The 16,817-nt window shown below is 75.9% G+C and carries 13 protein-coding genes; all 13 read left to right on the forward strand.

Features of this window, described 5'->3' with window-relative positions:
* Positions 1-5: 5 nt before the first annotated feature.
* The 13 genes from IE109_RS15855 to IE109_RS15915 all read left to right on the forward strand — a co-directional run bounded on the left by IE109_RS15855 (position 6) and on the right by IE109_RS15915 (position 16,700).
* Positions 6-1,271 (forward strand): 6-phospho-beta-glucosidase, encoded by a 1,266-nt coding sequence (locus tag IE109_RS15855; protein WP_189551518.1) that lies wholly within the window; start codon positions 6-8, stop codon positions 1,269-1,271.
* Positions 1,262-2,245 (forward strand): N-acetylglucosamine kinase, encoded by a 984-nt coding sequence (locus tag IE109_RS15860; protein ID WP_189551519.1) that lies wholly within the window; start codon positions 1,262-1,264, stop codon positions 2,243-2,245. Before IE109_RS15855 ends, IE109_RS15860 begins: the two co-directional genes overlap by 10 nt.
* 179 nt (positions 2,246-2,424) lie before the next feature.
* Entirely contained in the window at positions 2,425-3,834 is a 1,410-nt protein-coding gene (locus tag IE109_RS15865) for a GlnX family signal transduction membrane protein (RefSeq protein ID WP_373297714.1), read from the forward strand.
* 176 nt (positions 3,835-4,010) lie between these two features.
* The gene (locus tag IE109_RS15870; protein WP_506417183.1) at positions 4,011-4,958 is read left to right on the forward strand and encodes a glutamate ABC transporter substrate-binding protein; all 948 of its coding nucleotides are present in this window, start codon (positions 4,011-4,013) and stop codon (positions 4,956-4,958) included.
* A 38-nt stretch (positions 4,959-4,996) separates the two neighbouring features.
* The gene (locus IE109_RS15875; RefSeq protein ID WP_189551521.1) at positions 4,997-6,268 is read left to right on the forward strand and encodes a hypothetical protein; all 1,272 of its coding nucleotides are present in this window, start codon (positions 4,997-4,999) and stop codon (positions 6,266-6,268) included.
* Positions 6,269-6,309: 41 nt separating this feature from the next.
* The gene (locus tag IE109_RS15880; protein ID WP_189551628.1) at positions 6,310-8,847 is read left to right on the forward strand and encodes a serine/threonine-protein kinase; all 2,538 of its coding nucleotides are present in this window, start codon (positions 6,310-6,312) and stop codon (positions 8,845-8,847) included.
* 3 nt (positions 8,848-8,850) lie between these two features.
* Positions 8,851-10,362 carry a PP2C family protein-serine/threonine phosphatase gene (locus tag IE109_RS15885; RefSeq protein ID WP_189551522.1) on the forward strand — a complete coding sequence of 504 codons (1,512 nt, stop codon included), beginning with the start codon at positions 8,851-8,853 and terminating at the stop codon, positions 10,360-10,362.
* A gap of 80 nt (positions 10,363-10,442) precedes the next feature.
* A complete protein-coding gene (locus IE109_RS15890) occupies positions 10,443-11,801 on the forward strand; it encodes a vWA domain-containing protein (protein WP_189551523.1) in 1,359 nt (452 codons plus the stop codon).
* A gap of 53 nt (positions 11,802-11,854) precedes the next feature.
* Complete coding sequence (locus IE109_RS15895) at positions 11,855-13,168, forward strand: FHA domain-containing protein (protein ID WP_189551524.1); 1,314 nt, start codon at positions 11,855-11,857, stop codon at positions 13,166-13,168.
* Positions 13,169-13,233: 65 nt separating this feature from the next.
* Positions 13,234-13,638 carry a globin gene (locus IE109_RS15900; RefSeq protein ID WP_189551525.1) on the forward strand — a complete coding sequence of 135 codons (405 nt, stop codon included), beginning with the start codon at positions 13,234-13,236 and terminating at the stop codon, positions 13,636-13,638.
* A gap of 160 nt (positions 13,639-13,798) precedes the next feature.
* On the forward strand, positions 13,799-14,146 hold the full coding sequence (locus tag IE109_RS15905; RefSeq protein ID WP_189551526.1) for a hypothetical protein: 348 nt from the start codon (positions 13,799-13,801) through the stop codon (positions 14,144-14,146).
* Between the two features lie 5 nt (positions 14,147-14,151).
* Positions 14,152-14,454, forward strand: coding sequence for a hypothetical protein (locus IE109_RS15910; RefSeq protein WP_189551527.1), 303 nt, complete (start codon positions 14,152-14,154; stop codon positions 14,452-14,454).
* A complete protein-coding gene (locus IE109_RS15915; protein WP_189551528.1) occupies positions 14,451-16,700 on the forward strand; it encodes a hypothetical protein in 2,250 nt (749 codons plus the stop codon). Before IE109_RS15910 ends, IE109_RS15915 begins: the two co-directional genes overlap by 4 nt.
* Positions 16,701-16,817 lie beyond the last annotated feature (117 nt).

Genomic DNA, 16,817 nt, shown 5'->3' on the forward strand with positions numbered 1-16,817 from the left:
AGCGTATGAAGCTGGCTGTCGTCGGGGGCGGCTCCACCTACACCCCCGAACTGATCGACGGGTTCGCGCGGCTGCGCGACACCCTTCCCGTCACCGAACTGGTCCTGGTCGATCCGGCCGCCGACCGGCTGGAGAAGGTCGGCGGGCTGGCCCGGCGGATCTTCGCCAGGCTGGGCCACGACGGGCTGATCACGACCACGTCCGACCTGGACGCCGCCGTCGAGGGCGCCGACGCCGTGCTGCTCCAGCTGCGCGTCGGCGGACAGGCGGCGAGGCAGCGCGACGAGACCTGGCCGCTGGAGTGCGGCTGCGTCGGGCAGGAGACGACCGGCGCGGGCGGGCTCGCCAAGGCGCTGCGCACCGTGCCGGTGGTGCTGGACATCGCCGAGCGCGTACGGCGGGCCAGTCCCCGGGCCTGGATCATCGATTTCACCAACCCGGTGGGCATCGTCACCCGGGCCCTGCTCCAGGCCGGTCACCGGGCCGTGGGACTGTGCAACGTGGCCATCGGCTTCCAGCGGAGGTTCGCGCGGCTGCTGGACGTCACCCCGGACGCGGTGCACCTGGACCATGTGGGGCTCAACCACCTGACGTGGGAGCGGGGCGTGCGGCTCGGCGGGCCGGACGGGGAGGACGTACTGCCGAGGCTGCTCGCCGGCCACGGTGACTCCATCGCCGGCGACCTGCGGCTGCCGCGCGCCCTCCTCGACCGGCTGGGCGTCGTCCCGTCGTACTACCTGCGGTACTTCTACGCGCACGACGAGGTGGTCCGCGAGCTGGGCACCAAGCCGTCGCGGGCCGCCGAAGTGGCCGCGATGGAGCGGGAGCTGCTGGAGATGTACGACGACCCGGCGCTGGACGAGAAGCCCGAGCTGCTCGCCCGGCGGGGCGGCGCGTTCTACTCGGAGGCGGCGGTGGACCTGGCGGCGGCGCTGCTGGGCGGCTCCGGGCCGGCGACGCAGGTCGTCAACACGTACAACCGGGGCACGCTGCCGTTCCTGCCGGACGACGCGGTGATCGAGACGCAGGCGGCGGTGGATCCCTCCGGGGCCGTGCCGCTGGCCGTACCGGAGCTCGATCCGCTGTTCGCGGGGCTCGTCGCGGGCGTCACGGCGTACGAGGACCTGGCGCTGGAGGCGGCGCTGCGCGGCGGGCGCGAGCGGGTGTTCAAGGCCCTGCTGGCGCATCCGCTGGTCGGCCAGTACGCGCTCGCCGACGGGCTGACCGACCGGCTGATCGCCCACAACCGGGAGCACCTGACGTGGGCGTGACGGCCGCCGTCCTGGCGATCGACGCGGGCAACAGCAAGTCGGACGTGGCGCTGGTCGGCGAGGACGGCTCGGTCCTGGCCACGTCCCGCGGACCGGGGTTCCAGCCCCCGCGGGTGGGCGTCACGGCGGCGCTCGACGTGCTGGCGGACACCGTGCGCGAGGCGCTCGGGTCGGCGCGGGTGCCCGCCGGCCGCGTACGGCACGTGTCGGCGTGCCTGGCCAACGCCGACTTCCCGTCGGAGGAGGCGGAGTTGGCCGCCGCCGTGCACGCGCGCGCGTGGGGGCGGACCGCCGAGGTGCGCAACGACACGTTCGCGATCCTGCGGGCGGGTGTCGACGAGCCGCGGGGCGTGGCCGTGGTGTGCGGCGCGGGCATCAACTGCGTGGGCATGCTGCCGGACGGGCGCACCGCCCGGTTCCCCTCGATCGGCCGGATCTCCGGGGACTGGGGCGGCGGTTCGGGGCTGGCCGAGGAGGCGATGTGGTGGGCGGCGCGGGCGGAGGACGGGCGCGGCGAGCCGACGGCGCTGGCCCGTGCCCTGCCGGAGCACTTCGGGTTTCCCTCGGTGTACGCGCTGGTCGAGGCCCTGCACCTGGGGCGGATCCCGGCGGAGCGGCGGCACGAGCTGACGCCGGTGCTGTTCGCGGTGGCCGCGGCGGGTGACCCGGTCGCACGGTCGCTGGTGGAGCGGCAGGCCGAGGAGGTCGCCGCCTTGGCGACGGTCGCCCTGGACCGGCTGGGGCTGCTGGACGCGGAGGCCCCGGTGCTGCTGGGCGGCAGCGTCCTGGCGGCCCGGCACCCGCGGCTGAACGGGCGGGTGACCGAACTGCTGGCCGTCAAGGCGCCGAGGGCCACCGTCCATGTGGTGACCGAGCCGCCGGTGCTGGGCGCGGCGCTGCTGGGCCTGGACCACCTGGGGGCGCCGGCCACGGCACGGGACCGGCTGCGGGCGCACTGGGCACGGCGTCCCTGAGGGGCTCCGGCAAGGCCGCGGCGGGGAACCGGCGGGGCCCGGCGGGCGTATACACAGGGGGGAAGGCGAGCGGTGGTGCGGCGGGGCGGCGGGCACGAGAACCACAAGATCGAGTCAAGCCTGGTGTGAACACCGGCCCCTCCAGCCATACTGCGGTGAGCGACCGAGGGGGAGGTCCCGTGACATACGCACCGGATGCGCCGGCTGTGCCGGGCACGCCGCCGCCCGCGTCCGGCGTGCTGCCGCCCCGGCCGCCGGCGGGGCCCGCGGGGCCGCCCGCGGGGCGGGGCGCGTGGGCCGAGGGCGCGGCACGGCTGCGCGCCGCGGCGACGACCGAGCCGGGCCGGCTGCGCGTCCTGGGCGCCGTACTGGCGGCGCTGGTCGTCACGTTCGGGGCGGTCACCGCGTTCGAGGTCTCCGACCGGGCGGCGGCGGCCGACGACGTGGTGAGCCGCAGCCAGCCGCTGAGCGCGGACGCGGCCGACATCTACCGCTCGCTGGCGGACGCCGACACTGCGGCGGCGGGCGGCTTCCTGGCCGGCGCCCAGGAGCCCGCCGGCGTGCGGGAGCGGTACGAGAAGGACATCACCACCGCGTCGCGGCTGCTGGTCAAGGCGGCGGCGAACACGGACGGTTCCTCGCGGTCCGCCCGCGACATCGCCATCCTCAACGAGTACCTGCCGCGCTACTCGGGCCTGGTCGAGCGCGCCCGCGCGGCCAACCGTCAGGGTCTGCCGCTGGGCGGCGCGTACCTGCGCTACGCCAACCAGCAGATGAGCACCCGGATGCTGCCCGCCGCGGAGCGGCTGTACGCGGCGGAGACCGCGCGGCTCGGTCAGGACGACCGGGACGCCCGGACGTGGCCGTTCCTCTCGCTGGGTGCCGGGATCGTGGCGCTGGCCGCCCTGTTGTGGGCGCAGCGCCGCACGTACCTGCGGACCAACCGGGTGTTCAACCAGGGTCTGCTGGCCGCGACGGCCGCGTCCACGGCGGTGCTGCTGTGGCTGGTGGTGGGGCACGGTGTGGCGCGGGCGGAGCTGGACGAGGCGAGGGCCCACGGCCAGGATTCGCTCGAGGTGCTGAACGAGGCGCGGATCAACTCCCTCAAGGCCCGCGCCGACGAGAACCTGACGCTGGTCGCCCGCGGCGCGGTGCTGACCGCCGACGGCAGGAGCGACAAGTACGAGACGGACTACGGCACGGGCATGGGCCGGCTGACCGCCGCCCTGACCCGGGCGGCCGCGCTCGCCGACGACCCGGCGGGCGGCGACCCGGTCGCGGACGCCGCGCGGCGCGTGGTGGAGTGGCGGCAGCGGCACAAGGCCGCGCGCGAGACGGACGACGGCGGCGACTACGAGGGCGCGCTCGCCCGGGTGATCGGCGCGAAGGACTCCACCGGGGAGTCCTTCGACGAGGTGGACGCGGCGCTGGAGAAGGCCCTGGTCCATGAGCAGGGCGAGTTCACCAGAGCCGCCGAGGACGGGCGGGCCGCGCTGACCGGCCTGCCGGCCGGGGCCGCGGTCCTGGCCGCGCTGGCCGCCGCCGGGGCCGTCATGGGCGTCAACCGCAGGCTGTCGGAGTACCGGTGAGGGCGAGGGGAGGCACGATGAGGGGCGACGACGGGACGCACGGCGCCGACGGCACGGCCCCCGGCACCCGCGCGGGCGGAGCCGCCCCGGCCACCGCCGGGGCGAGGGCGGCCCCGGGCATCCGCGCGGGCGGGCGGGCGGCTTGGCGGCTGCGCGGCTGGGGCGGGGTCGCGGCGATGGCCGCCGCCTGCGGGCTGACCGCCGCGCTGACCCTGGTGCCGCTGTCGCGGGGCGACCTGGGGCCCGCCCGGGTGTCCGGCGCGGGCAGGGCCCTGCCCGCCGAGACCGGCACGTGCCGCGACCCGGAGGCGTCCCTGCCGCCGTCCCCCGCCGGCGGACCGACCGTCGACGCCATCAAGGCGCGCGGCAAGCTGATCGTCGGCGTGGACCAGAACAGCTACCGGTGGGGGTACCGCGACCCGGCGACCGGCCGGCTGGAGGGGTTCGACATCGACCTCGCCCGCGCGATCGCCGACGACCTCCTCGGCAGCAGGGACGCCGTGATCTTCCGCGCCGTCCCCACCAACCAGCGGATCGCCGCCCTGGAGAACGGGACGGTCGACCTGGTGGTGCGCACGATGACGATCAACTGCAAGCGGATCGAGCAGGTCGCCTTCTCCACCGCCTACTTCCAGGCGGGGCAGCAGGTCCTCGCTCCCGAGGTCTCCCCCGTCACGGGCTACGACTCCTCCCTCAAGGGAAAGCGGGTCTGCTCGGCCGAGGGGTCGACGGCGTACGAGGCGCTGGAGAGGCAGTCGTTCGGCGCCGTCTTCCGGGACACGCACGAGGACTCCCCCGAGGACGAGGACGTCCACACCGTGCCCAACCAGCTGGACTGCCTGGTGCGGCTCCAGCTGGGCGAGGTCGACGCGGTGGTGACCGACAACGCGCTGGCCGCCGGTCAGGCGGCGCAGGACCCGGCGGTCGAGCTGAAGGGCAGGCCGTTCACGACCGAGTACTACGGCGTGGCCGCGAAGCTCGGCAACGACGACCTGGTGCGGCGGGTCAACCAGGTGCTGGTGGACTACCGCAAGGGGCCGTGGATGAAGGCGTACGACCGGTGGCTGCGTGCGGTGCTGCCCGGCATCACCGGGCCGCCCGCGCCGAAGTACCGCACCGACTGATGCGCTGTTACGAGCCTGTACGAGTGGAGAGGTGATCGATGGGCGTCACGGGACATCCTGGGCCGGTGATGGACCGGGACGAGGTGGACCGTGCGCTGGCGCGGCTCGGGGCGGAGCACAAGGCGGTCGAGGACTCGCTGCTCGCCCTCCAGGACCACGCGGGCCGCAGGCTCCTCGAAGGGGCGGAGCTGACCGGTACGACCAAGGACCGCTGGGCCGCGACGGAGCGGAAGATCACCCTGCTGTGGACCTACTTCGACGCGTACACGGCGGCGTTGCGCGAGGCACGCGAGGTGCGCGCCCGGCGCCGGTGGCCGGGGCGCGAGGAGCTGGCCGAGCTGACGGAGCGGCTGCGGGGCGAGAGCGTGACGGTGTCGGGCTCGCCGGCCAAGCTGGCCGAGCGGTTCACGCTGGAGCGGCTGGTGGAGCGGATGAACGAGCTGTACGCCGACTCGCTCGACATGGTGGTGACGGCGGACGCGGTGTGGTCGGCGCTGCCGGCGCGGATAGACCTGCTGGCCGCCGAGCTGCACCGCACCCGCTCGCTGGCGCACTCGGTGGGCGTACGGCCCGGTGAGCACCCGTCCGGGGACGACCTGGAGGCCATCACGCACGAGCTGGCGTCGCTGCGGTCGCAGGTGGTGACCGACCCGCTGGCGTTCTGGCGGCCGGCGGCGGGCAGTTCGGCGCCGGGCGGCGGGCGGCCGGACACCGACCGGTACGACCGGGCGGCCCGCGCGCTGGAGGACGTGCGCCGGGAGATCGAGGCGGTGCTCCAGGTACGGCAGGACTCGGAGACGCGCCTGCTGCGGCTGCGGGACGTGCTGTCGCGCGCCGACCGGACGCTGGCGGAGGCGCGGGCCGCGCGGGGCGAGGTGCTGGCGAAGATCGCCGCGTCGGAGGTGCCGGTGGTGAGCGGTCCGCCGACCGCGTTGCAGGAGCGGCTGGCGACCGCCGCCGAGTACCGGCGGCACGCCCAGTGGCACCGGCTGTCGCCCCTGCTGGAGGCGCTGGAGCGGGAGGCGGAGGAGGAGTTGCTGCGGGCGCGCGAGCAGTTGACCGCGGTCACCGCGCCGCTCGCGGTGCGGGCGGAGCTGCGCGGCCGGCTCGACGCGTACAAGGCGAAGGTCGCCCGGCACGGCATGGCGGAGGATCCGCTGCTGGTCGAGCGGTACGACGTGGCGCGCCGGATGCTGTGGAGCGCCCCGTGCGACCTGCGGGTCGCCGAGCAGGCGGTGCTGCGCTACCAGCGGCTGGCGGCGGACATGCTGTCCGGGGCGGGGCCCGTGGACCGTGGGGGGATGCAGTGAGGACGTGTCAGCGGCCCGGTTGCGGGGGCTCGTACGAGGACATGGGCGGCGGCGAGCTGTACTGCGGCACGTGCGGTCTGGCGCCCGTCGTCTCGCCGTCGGGGATGGTGTCGTCGCCGCCGACGGGGATCGCGGGGGGCGGGAAGGGCTCGGCCGGCGGTTCCCGCTCGTCGTCCGGGGCGTCGTCCCGGTCGTCCCGGTCGTCGTCCCGGTCGTCGTCCCGGTCGTCGCGGCGCTCGGTGTCGGGGCGGCTGTCGCGTTCGGTGGCGGGTGGGACGGGGGCGTCCCGGTCGGTGTCGGTGCGCAGTTCCGGGTCCTCCACCGGAGGGTCGGGGCGGGGCAGGCTGGGCGCGGGGCTGGTGTCGGTCCCCGCGGTGCCGCGTCCCGATCCCCGGTCGGTGGTCATGGCGGACCCCGAGGTGCCCGAGCGGAAGCGGTTCTGCTCGCGGTCCGACTGCGGGGCGCCGGTCGGCCGGGCGCGCGGGGACCGGCCGGGGCGTACGGAGGGCTTCTGCACCAAGTGCGGTCACCCGTACTCGTTCGTGCCGAAGCTGCGGACTGGTGACGTGGTGCACGGCCAGTACGAGGTGGCCGGGTGCCTGGCGCACGGCGGGCTGGGCTGGGTCTATCTCGCCGTGGACCGGGCGGTGTCGGACCGGTGGGTGGTCCTGAAGGGCCTGCTGGACACCGGCGACCAGGACGCGATGGCGGCGGCGATATCGGAGCGGCGGTTCCTCGCGGAGATCGAGCACTCCAACATCGTCCGCATCTACAACTTCGTGGAGCACCTGGACCAGCGGACCGGTTCGCTGGACGGGTACATCGTCATGGAGTACGTCGGCGGCAAGTCCCTGAAGGACCTCGCCAACGAGCGGCGGGGGCCCGACGGGCGGCGCGACCCGCTGCCGGTGGAGCAGGCGTGCGCGTACGGCATCGAGGCGCTGGAGGCGCTCGGGCACCTGCACGGCCGGAACCTCCTGTACTGCGACTTCAAGGTCGACAACGCGATCCAGACCGAGGACCAGCTGAAGCTGATCGACATGGGCGCGGTGCGGAGGATGGACGACGACGAGTCGGCCATCTACGGCACGGTGGGCTACCAGGCGCCGGAGGTGGCGGAGACGGGCCCGTCGGTCGCGTCGGACCTGTACACGGTGGCGCGGACGCTGGCGGTCCTGACGTTCGACTTCCAGGGCTACACGAACGTGTTCGTGGACTCGCTGCCGGACCCGGACAACATCGCGGTGTTCCGGAGCTACGAGTCGTTCTACCGGCTCCTGGTGCGGGCGACCGACCCGGACCCGGCGCGCCGGTTCGCCTCGGCGCAGGAGATGGCCGACCAGCTCACGGGCGTGCTGCGGGAGGTGGTCGCGCTCCAGACGGGCCGTCCCCGCCCGGCCCTGTCGACGCTGTTCGGCCCGGAGGTTCGGGTGACGGACACGGAGTTGTTCGCGGCCGACGACGGGGACGTGTCGGAGCTGGGCGCGCGGCAGGTCCCGAAGGGTCTCGGGCTCCTCGGTGGCCGGCGCGGGCGCGGCCCCGTGGCGGTGGTCCTGCCCGCCCCGCGGACGCCGCCGGCCGGCGCCGGGGATCCGGTGGGTGCGGCGGCGGGCGCCGTCCCGGGTCCAGGGCCGGCGCCTTCGGCCGCGCCGCTGCTCGCCCCGCTCGACGCCCGCGCCACCGCGCTGGCGCTGCCCGTGCCGCACGTCGACGCCGCCGACCCGAACGCCGGGTTCCTGGCGGGCCTGATGGCGTCCGCGCCCGCCGAGCTGATCTCCGCCCTGCGCACCGCCCCGGCCGACTCCCTCGAACTGCGGCTGCGTGAACTGCGCGCCCGCCTGGAGATGGGGGAGGCGGGCTCGGCGGTCCGGGCGCTGGAGACGCTGGAGGCGCGCCATCCCGACGACTGGCGGGTCGTCTGGTACCGCGGCGTCGTGTCCCTGGCGACGGGTGACCACGAGCACGCCGCGCTGTCGTTCGACGCGGTGTACGACGCGTTCCCCGGTGAGCCGGCGCCGAAGCTGGCGCTGGGCGTGTGCGCCGAGGTGCTGGGCCAGTCGGACAACGCGGCGGAGTACTACCGGCTGGTGTGGACGACGGATCCGGGGTACGTGAGCGCCGCGTTCGGCCTGGCGCGGGTGCGGCTGGCCGCCGGTGACCGCGCCGGTGCCGTCGGGGCGCTGGAGTCGGTGCCCGAGGTGTCGATCCACTACACGGCCGCGCGCGTGGCGGCCGTACGGGCCCGGCTGCGGCGCCGCAGCGAGCGGGAGCCGCTGGCCGGCGACCTGACGGCGGCGGCCGCACAGGTGTCCGCGCTCCGGCAGCTCGGGCTGGACGCGGTGCGGCGCGAGCGGTTGTCGACGGAGGTGCTGGGCAAGGCGCTGGACTGGGTACTCTCCGGTAGTCCCGGCGCGGGCACCGCACGGACTTCGCTGCTGGGCAGCGAACCGGACGAGCGGTCCTTGCGTCTCGGACTGGAACGCTCCTACCGGGTGCTCGCCCGGCTCGCTCAGCGCGGCGAGGAGAGGATCGACATGGTGGAACGGGCGAACCGCTTCCGCCCCCGGACATGGGTGTGATTGATGTCGCAGAGGCACCAGCTGTCCGCCTGCCCCAGCTGCGAGGAGCCGCTGGAGTCGGGCGACCTGTTCTGTGGTGCGTGCGGGTACGACCTGTCGGCCGTACCGCCGCCGCCCGAGGACCGTCCGACCGTGGTGACGGGTCCCCCCGCGGCCGGCGCCGCGTGGCCCCCTGCCCCGGCCGGGTCCGGTCACGAGCAGCCGCTCGGTGACCCACCGGGCGGGCGGACCGCCCCCGGCGTCCCGGCGGTGCGGTTCGACGCCCGCGCCGCGGTGGCCGGCGACGCCGGGGACTTCGAGCTGCCGGCGCCCGCCCCGGCGCCCGTGCCCGGAACGGCCGCCGAGCCCTGGGGCCCCGGCGCCCCGGTGCCTCCGCCCGCTCCGGAGGCCGCTCCCGAGGCCGTCCCCGAAGCCGCTGCCGAGGCCGCCCCGGCGGCCGGGACCCGCGCGCCGGCGCCCCCGGCTCCCGCGACCGCGCCCGCCCCCGCGCCGTACGCGGAGGCGTCCGGACATGCCCCCGCGCCCGGCCAGGCACCCGATCCGCGGGCGGCGGAGCACACGGCGACCCCGCCGGCCGGGACCCGGCTGTGCGTGGCCTGCCGGGCCGGGCATGTGGACCCGGACGGGTACTGCGAGAACTGCGGGCACGCGCAGCCGCGCGAGCGGGACCACATGGAGGAGGAGCTCGGCGCCGTCGCCGCCGTCAGCGACCGGGGGCTGCGCCACCACCGCAACGAGGACGCGTTCGCCGTGTCCTCGACGGCCCTGCCGGACGGGTCGCCTGCCGTCGTCGCGATCGTCTGCGACGGGGTGTCGTCGGCGACCCGCCCCGACGAGGCGTCGGCGGCCGCCGCGGCCGCCGCCAACGAGTCGCTGCTGGCCTCCCTCCCGCGCGGTACGCACCCGCAGACGGCGATGCACGACGCCATCGTCGCGGCGTCCGAGGCCGTGAACGCCCTCGCGGACGGCGACGGCGGCCAGGACGGCGACGCCATGGAACACGACCCGCACCGCCACCACCGGAACGCGCCGGCGTGCACGCTCGTCGGGGCGGTCGTCGCGAACGGCCTGCTGGTGGTCGGCTGGGTCGGCGACAGCCGCGCCTACTGGGTGCCGGACGACCGCGGCGGCCCGCCCGCCCGGCTCACCGAGGACGACTCGTGGGCCGCGCAGATGGTCGCGGCCGGCCTGATGAACGAGGCGGAGGCGTACGCGGACGAGCGCGCCCACGCCATCACCGGCTGGCTCGGGGCCGACGCCTACGAACTGGACCCGCACACCGCCGCGTTCAAGCCGGACCGTCCGGGCGTGGTCGTGGTGTGCACGGACGGCCTGTGGAACTACGCGGAGGGAGCCGGGGACATGGCGCGGGTCGTGCCGCCGGACGCGGCCGACCGCCCCCTGCACAGCGCCCAGGTCCTCGTCGGGCACGCGCTCGACGGCGGCGGGCACGACAACGTAACAGTGGCCGTCGTGCCGTTCGCCGTGGTGCCCGGAGGGGCAGGATCGGCCTGACCGTTTCGCCCGACGACCAGCCCCCCACCCCCCTCCGTCCTTCGTGTGGGCGCCAGTCCACGTCCTGAGGAGCCGATCAGATGGCGAACTTCTCGAAGTCGACCGTGCCGCAGTTCTCGGTGGACGTGTACCAGAACGAGTTCCTGCCGGAGGGCGGGCGCGAGGTCAACGCGATCGTCACGGTCACCTCGACGGGCGGCGGAACGAGCGGAGGGATCCCGCTGACCGGGGCGTCGGCCGGCCCCGCCGCCCTGCCGGGACGGGCGCCGGCCGCCGCCGTGGTGATCATGGTGGACTGCTCCGGCTCCATGGAGTACCCGCCGACGAAGATGCGCAACGCGCGCGACGCCACGGCCGCCGCGATCGACACCCTGCGCGACGGCGTGGCCTTCGCGGTCGTCGCGGGCACCCACGTCGCCGACGAGGTCTACCCGGGCGGCGGCCGGCTGGCCGTCGCCGACCCGGGCACCCGCGCCCGGGCGAAGGAGGCACTGCGTGGGCTGGGCGCCGGCGGCGGCACCGCGATCGGTACGTGGCTGACGCTCGCCGACCGGCTCCTGGCGTCCGCCGACGTACCGATCCGGCACGGCATCCTGCTCACCGACGGCCGCAACGAGCACGAGTCCCCGGGCGACCTGCGGGCCGCCCTCGACGCCTGCGCCGGCCGCTTCACCTGCGACGCCCGCGGCGTCGGCACGGACTGGGAGGTCAAGGAGGTCACCGGGATCGCCTCGGCGCTGCTCGGCAGTGCCGACATCGTCGCCGATCCGGCGGGCCTGGCCGCGGACTTCACGCGGATGATGGAGAACGCGATGGGCAAGGAGGTCGCCGACGTCGCGCTGCGCCTGTGGACCCCGGTGGGCGTGGAGATCGTGTTCGTGAAGCAGGTGGCGCCGACCGTCGAGGAGCTGACGGACCGGCGTACGGAGGCCGGGCCGCGGGCGGGCGACTACCCGACCGGGTCGTGGGGCGACGAGTCCCGCGACTACCACGTGTGCGTCCGGGTGCCGGAGGCCGGGGTCGGCCAGGAGATGCTCGCGGCCCGGGTCTCGCTGATCCTCCCCGACCCGGCGGGCGGTACGCCGCGGTCCCTGTCGCAGGGTCTGGTACGGGCGGTGTGGACGGACGACATGGCGGCCTCCACCTCCATCAACCCCCAGGTCGCGCACTACACGGGCCAGGCCGAACTGGCGGACGTCATCCAGCAGGGGCTCGACGCCCGCAAGTCGGGCGATTTCGACGGCGCGACGGCGAAACTCGGCCGCGCCGTGCAGCTGGCGGCCGCCTCCGGCAACGCGGACACCGCGAAACTCCTTTCGAAGGTGGTGGACGTGGTCGATGCGGCGACAGGTACTGTGCGACTGAAGGCGAAGGTCGCGGAAGCGGACGAGATGACACTCGAGACGCGCTCCACCAAGACCGTTCGTGTCAAGAAATAGGTCACGATCTGCACGGCCCGCGCGGCCGGACGAGGAGAGGGGGAAGCGCCGACATGCCGACCTGCCCGAACGGACACCAGTCGGGTTCCGACGACTGGTGCGAGGTCTGCGGCCACCGCATGGCCGGGGCGGGCGCGCCTGCGGGTGCCGTTCCGCCGCCGCCTCCCCCGCCGCCGCCCGCGTACGGCTATCCCGGTCCGGGCGGACCGGGCGGCACCCCCGGTGGACACGGTGGCCCCGGCGGCTTCGCCGGCGGCGACCCGAACGCCACCGCCCAGGCGGAGCTGTGCCCGCAGTGCCGCACCCCGCGGGAGGCCATGGCGCCGTTCTGCGAGGAGTGCCGGTGGAACTTCCTCACCAACACGGCGACGTCGTACACCCCTGTCGCACCGCCCCCCAACCCGGGCGCCCAGGGCCGCCCCGGCGGTCCCGGCGGTCCCGGCGGTCCCGGCGGTCCGCCGCCCGGGATGAGCCTGCCGCCCGGCTTCCAGTCGCGGCCGCAGGCGCCTTCCGCGCCGCAGGCGCCGCGCCCGCCGGACCCGTTCGACTACCAGGGTTCGCGCCCGTCGCAGATGAACCGCCCGGCCGAGCCCCTGCCGCACGAGCCGTCGACGCCCCAGCGCCCGCCGCAGGGTCCGCCGCCGGTACCCCAGGCGTTCCAGCAGCCTCCCGGTCCGCCGCGTCCGCCCGAGGCGTTCCAGCAGCCCGGTCCGCCGCCCCCGCCGCAGCCCCGGTCCCCCTCCCGGCCGCAGGCGCAGCCGGCCGGCGGCGGGGACGACTGGATGCTGCCGCCGCCCTCGCAGCAGCGCCCCCCGGCGCCGCAGCCGCAGGCACCCCAGCCGCAGCAGCAGCAGCCTGCGCCTCAGCCGCAACACGCGCCGCAGCAGCCGCAGCAGGCCGACCACCAGTCGCAGGCCCCGCACGCGGACGGCCCCCCGCCCCCGCAGTACCAGGCGGCGCCCGCTGACTGGACGGCCGTCGTGGCACCCGACCGCACGTACTTCATGGCGATGATGCGGCGCAGCGGCCCCGAGGCCGCGGGGCTGAACCTGCCCGCCTACTCCCCCGAGCAGCGCCTGACGCTGTCCGGGAACCAGGTGAGCATCGGCCGCCGCCGGCACTCCACGGGCGAGTCCCCCGACATCGACCTGTCCGTACCGCCGGAGGACCCGGGCGTCTCGCACCAGCACGCCGTGCTGGTGCGGCAGCCCGACGGCTCCTGGGCGGTCGTCGACCAGAACTCCACCAACGGCACCACGCTCAACGGCGCCGAGGACCCGATCCAGCCCTATGTGCCCGTCCCGCTCAAGGACGGCGACCGGGTCCACGTCGGCGCCTGGACGACCATCACCATCCAGCGCGGTTAGCCGGTCGCGGGGTCCCGGGTCCTAGGGCCCGGGACCTCGGCCGGTGCGTCTGAGACGATGGAGTCGTGAATGAGATCCCGCGCGGCACGCTTCAGGAGCAGACCTTCTACGAGCAGGTCGGCGGCGAGCCCACCTTCCGGCGCCTCGTCCACCGTTTCTACGAGGGAGTCGCGGGCGACCCCCTGCTGCGGCCGATGTACCCGGAGGAGGACCTCGGTCCGGCCGAGGAGCGGCTGGTGCTGTTCCTCATGCAGTACTGGGGCGGCCCCCGCACCTACAGCGACAACCGCGGCCACCCGCGCCTGCGGATGCGGCACGCCCCCTTCACCGTCGACCGGGCGGCGCACGACGCCTGGCTGAAGCACATGCGGGCGGCGGTCGACGAGCTCGGCCTGCCGGAGGAGCACGAGCGGACCCTGTGGAACTACCTGACGTACGCCGCCGCGTCGATGGTCAACACCCCGGACTGAGCGCGCGTACGCTCCGTGACCGGTAAGTGACAGAAAAGGTTCCGGCCAACTCTGCTCCGTCCTGTCCCCCTGAGCCCCCCGACCACCTAAGTTCACAGCCGCAACACTTCGAACGGGCATCCGCAGCCGGCGGGTGCCCCTCGTCTTGTGGAGGTGCGACGTGCGGCGGAGGACCACACGGCTGGGTGCCGTGGCGATCGCGACGGTCGCGGTACTGCTCGGTGCCGGTACCGCTCTCGGTGACACGTTCTACGTCTACGAGGGCGAGGACTTCGGCTACATCGGCGGGGACCACAAGTACGCGGGGGTCTGCGACCGCGAGTACGACGGCTTCAACGTGTACGTCAACTTCAAGCGCACCACACCCAACACCGTGGTGCGCATGGAGGAGCCGAACGGCTACTGCCGGACCTCCACGACCGGTACGTACCCGATCTACACCATGCAGACGTGCGAGAACCGCCCGCTGATGACGGACGCGTGCTCCGGCTGGCAGAGGCACCCCTGACCGTCATGGCCGCACCGACCATGACGGTCTCCGCGACGGCCCGCACCGGGGCGCTCGGCGGGCGCGGCGCCGGCGACACCCGCGCGCTGCTGTTCGGGCCGGCCGTCCCGTACGGCCGCACGCCGGCCGGCGTCACGCACCACCCGGTGGCCACCTGCCACCCCGGCCGGCAACTCGCCCTGAAGGACGGCGCCCTGCGCCGGCCGACCGGCATCGGCACCTCCCGCCCCTCCGGAACTCCCTCCACCGGCGCCACCAACACCGACCGCATTGGCGGCACTTCCGGCGCCAGGGCGGCCGACGCGTGAGCCGCCTCCGGCGGCCGGGCGCGATCGCGCGGCCGCCCACCACCGGCCCGCGCGCCTCGGCCGACGCGGCCGACGCGACCCGCCGGCACGATCCGCGGCTGACCGTGCGGGCGCTGTGCCTGGTCCTCACCGGAATGGCGGCGGCCCTGCTGGTGTGGGGCGCGCAGGCGGTCCAGGCCGTGTACGAGGCGCGGGAAACCCGCGTCGCGGCCCGTACGCCGGTGCCCGCCGCGCCCGGCACGCGCCCGGTCGCCTGGTGGAACCAGGGCGACGACAGCTGGCGGGAGCGGGTCTTCTCGGTGGTGCGCGTCGAGCCCGCCGTGCCGTCGGCGCCGCCGCCACCCGGCCTGCCCCGATGGCCGGAGCCGGGTGAGGCGTTCGTGTCACCGGCGCTGCTCGGCCTCATGCCGCCGGCCGCCACCCGGTACGGCGAACTGGCCGGCACGGTGGCGCGGGAGGGGCTGGCCGACTCCGGTGAGCTGTTCGTGTACGTCCGCCCGCCGTCCGGCCTGCGGGTCCAGGGGTACGGGACGACCTTGGGGATCAGCGGCTTCGGCGCCCCGGGGCCGGCCACCGACCCCTACTTCGTCAGCCAGTCGTTCGACCGGCCGAGGAGCGACCTCCATGCGCTGTTGGCCTGCCAGCTCGGGCTGCCCGTCGCCGTCCTGCTGATCGTCGCCGCCCGCCTCGGGGCCCGGCAGCGGGACCGGCGCCCGGCGGCGTACGCGATCGGCGCCGGCCGTTCCGGGCACGCGCGGATCGCCCTCGGCGAGTGCGTGCGCCCGCTGGGGGCCGGTGCCCTGCTCGCGGGCGTGCCGCTGACGGCGCTCACGCTGACCGGCGTACGGCTGCCGCTGACGGGTTACCCGGTGGCGGCCGCCGATCTGGCGCCGCTGCGCTGGCAGTTCCCGCTCGCGCTGGCCGGGGCGTGGGCCATCCTGTGCCTGCTGTTCGCCGCGCTGCGCCCGCGGGTGCGCCCGCCCGGGTCCGGGCGGCCCCGGGCGGCGCGGTCCCGGGCGGCGCGGTCCCTGCCGTCGGCCTGGCCGGGCGTGCTGTGCCTGACCGGCGGCCTGGCCGTGGTCTCCGGGGCGGCGACCGGCCAGGCGACGGGCACCCGGCTGTTCGTGCTGGGCGCGGCCCTGGTACTCGCCGGGCTGCCGCCGCTGCTGGGCCGCGCGGCGGCGCGGGCCTGCGCGCGGCTGACAGTGCGCGGCACGGGCGACGCGGCGCGGCTGGCCGGCGGGCGCTGGGCGGCCGCCCGTCCCGCGGTGTTCGCCCGGGCGTGCGCGGCGCTCGTCGTCATGCTGGGACCGGCCGCCCAGGCCCTGGTGATGGTCACCGACCTGACGGACGCGGCCAGGAACGCCACCGTGCTCGGGCGGCGGCTGGACGACCGCCTGCTGGAGGTCCGCAGCGCGCCGGCCGACGCCCGGGCGCACGCCCGCTTCGTGGCCGCCCTCGCCCCGGGGGACCGGGTGCTGCGCGTGGTGCCGGGCGGTGACGCGTCCGGGACCGGCGGGCCGCCCGTGCTCGTCGGCGACTGCGGCGACCTGGCCGCCCTCGGGGCCTTGCGCTCCTGCCCGCGTGAGCGCGCGGTACCGGCGCACGAGGTCTACCGGCAGCGCACGCCCCGTACGGAGGCGCTGCGTTGGATGGGCTTCGGGCCCGTCCACGTCCGGGCGGCCGGCTCCCGGGCCGGGTCGCCGGCGACGGCGACGGCGCCGCAGGGGCCTTTCGTGGTGCTGACGAGCGGGCCGGAGGGGCGTGAGCGGGCCGAGCGGGCCGCCCTGGCGACGCTGCCGCTCCCGCATGTCGCCGTCCCCGGCGACGACGACGTCGTCGGCGGCCGGGCCCGCGCGCGGCAGGCCGACTGGGTGCTGCTCCTGGCGGCCGCCGGGTTCCTGCTGCTGGCGCTCACCGGGGCGGCCGGGCTGCTGCACGCCTTCCTCGACGGGGCAGACGCGCTGCGGCCACCGGCCGGGTACGCCGGGGACGTACGGTTCCACCTGCGGGTCGCGTGGTGGGCCATGGGCGTCCCGATGGTCTGTGCGCTGGGCCTGGCCACGGTGTTCACGGGGCTGCTCGCCGGGGTGAACCTCGCCTTCCTGTCGCCGTCGGGCGGTTCGCCGCTGGGGTTGCTCGGCGGCGGGCTGGCGGTGGCGCTCGCGGTGTGCGCGGCGGCGACCGTGGGGGGCGGGCTGCTGGCGGCGCGGTGCACGCACCGGTGGGGTAAGCGGGGCGACTGAACCGCCCGGGAACGCGCGCCGCCGGGCCGGCGCCCCCGAACCCGGAGCTGGTGGAAGCCGGGAGCCCCGAACCCTGAACCTGGAACCCGGAGCCCGACCGCGTCGTGGGGCCCGGAC

This window comes from Streptomyces lavendofoliae (assembly GCF_014649735.1).
GTDB classification, from domain to species: domain Bacteria; phylum Actinomycetota; class Actinomycetes; order Streptomycetales; family Streptomycetaceae; genus Streptomyces; species Streptomyces lavendofoliae.

Coding starts and splice junctions, on each gene's coding strand:
- IE109_RS15855 (WP_189551518.1), top strand. CDS start 6: ATGAAGCTGGCTGTCGTCGGGGGCGGCTCCACCTACACCCCCGAACTG.
- IE109_RS15870 (WP_506417183.1), top strand. CDS start 4,011: ATGGCCGCCGCCTGCGGGCTGACCGCCGCGCTGACCCTGGTGCCGCTG.
- IE109_RS15875 (WP_189551521.1), top strand. CDS start 4,997: ATGGGCGTCACGGGACATCCTGGGCCGGTGATGGACCGGGACGAGGTG.
- IE109_RS15880 (WP_189551628.1), top strand. CDS start 6,310: ATGGGCGGCGGCGAGCTGTACTGCGGCACGTGCGGTCTGGCGCCCGTC.
- IE109_RS15885 (WP_189551522.1), top strand. CDS start 8,851: ATGTCGCAGAGGCACCAGCTGTCCGCCTGCCCCAGCTGCGAGGAGCCG.
- IE109_RS15890 (WP_189551523.1), top strand. CDS start 10,443: ATGGCGAACTTCTCGAAGTCGACCGTGCCGCAGTTCTCGGTGGACGTG.
- IE109_RS15895 (WP_189551524.1), top strand. CDS start 11,855: ATGCCGACCTGCCCGAACGGACACCAGTCGGGTTCCGACGACTGGTGC.
- IE109_RS15910 (WP_189551527.1), top strand. CDS start 14,152: ATGGCCGCACCGACCATGACGGTCTCCGCGACGGCCCGCACCGGGGCG.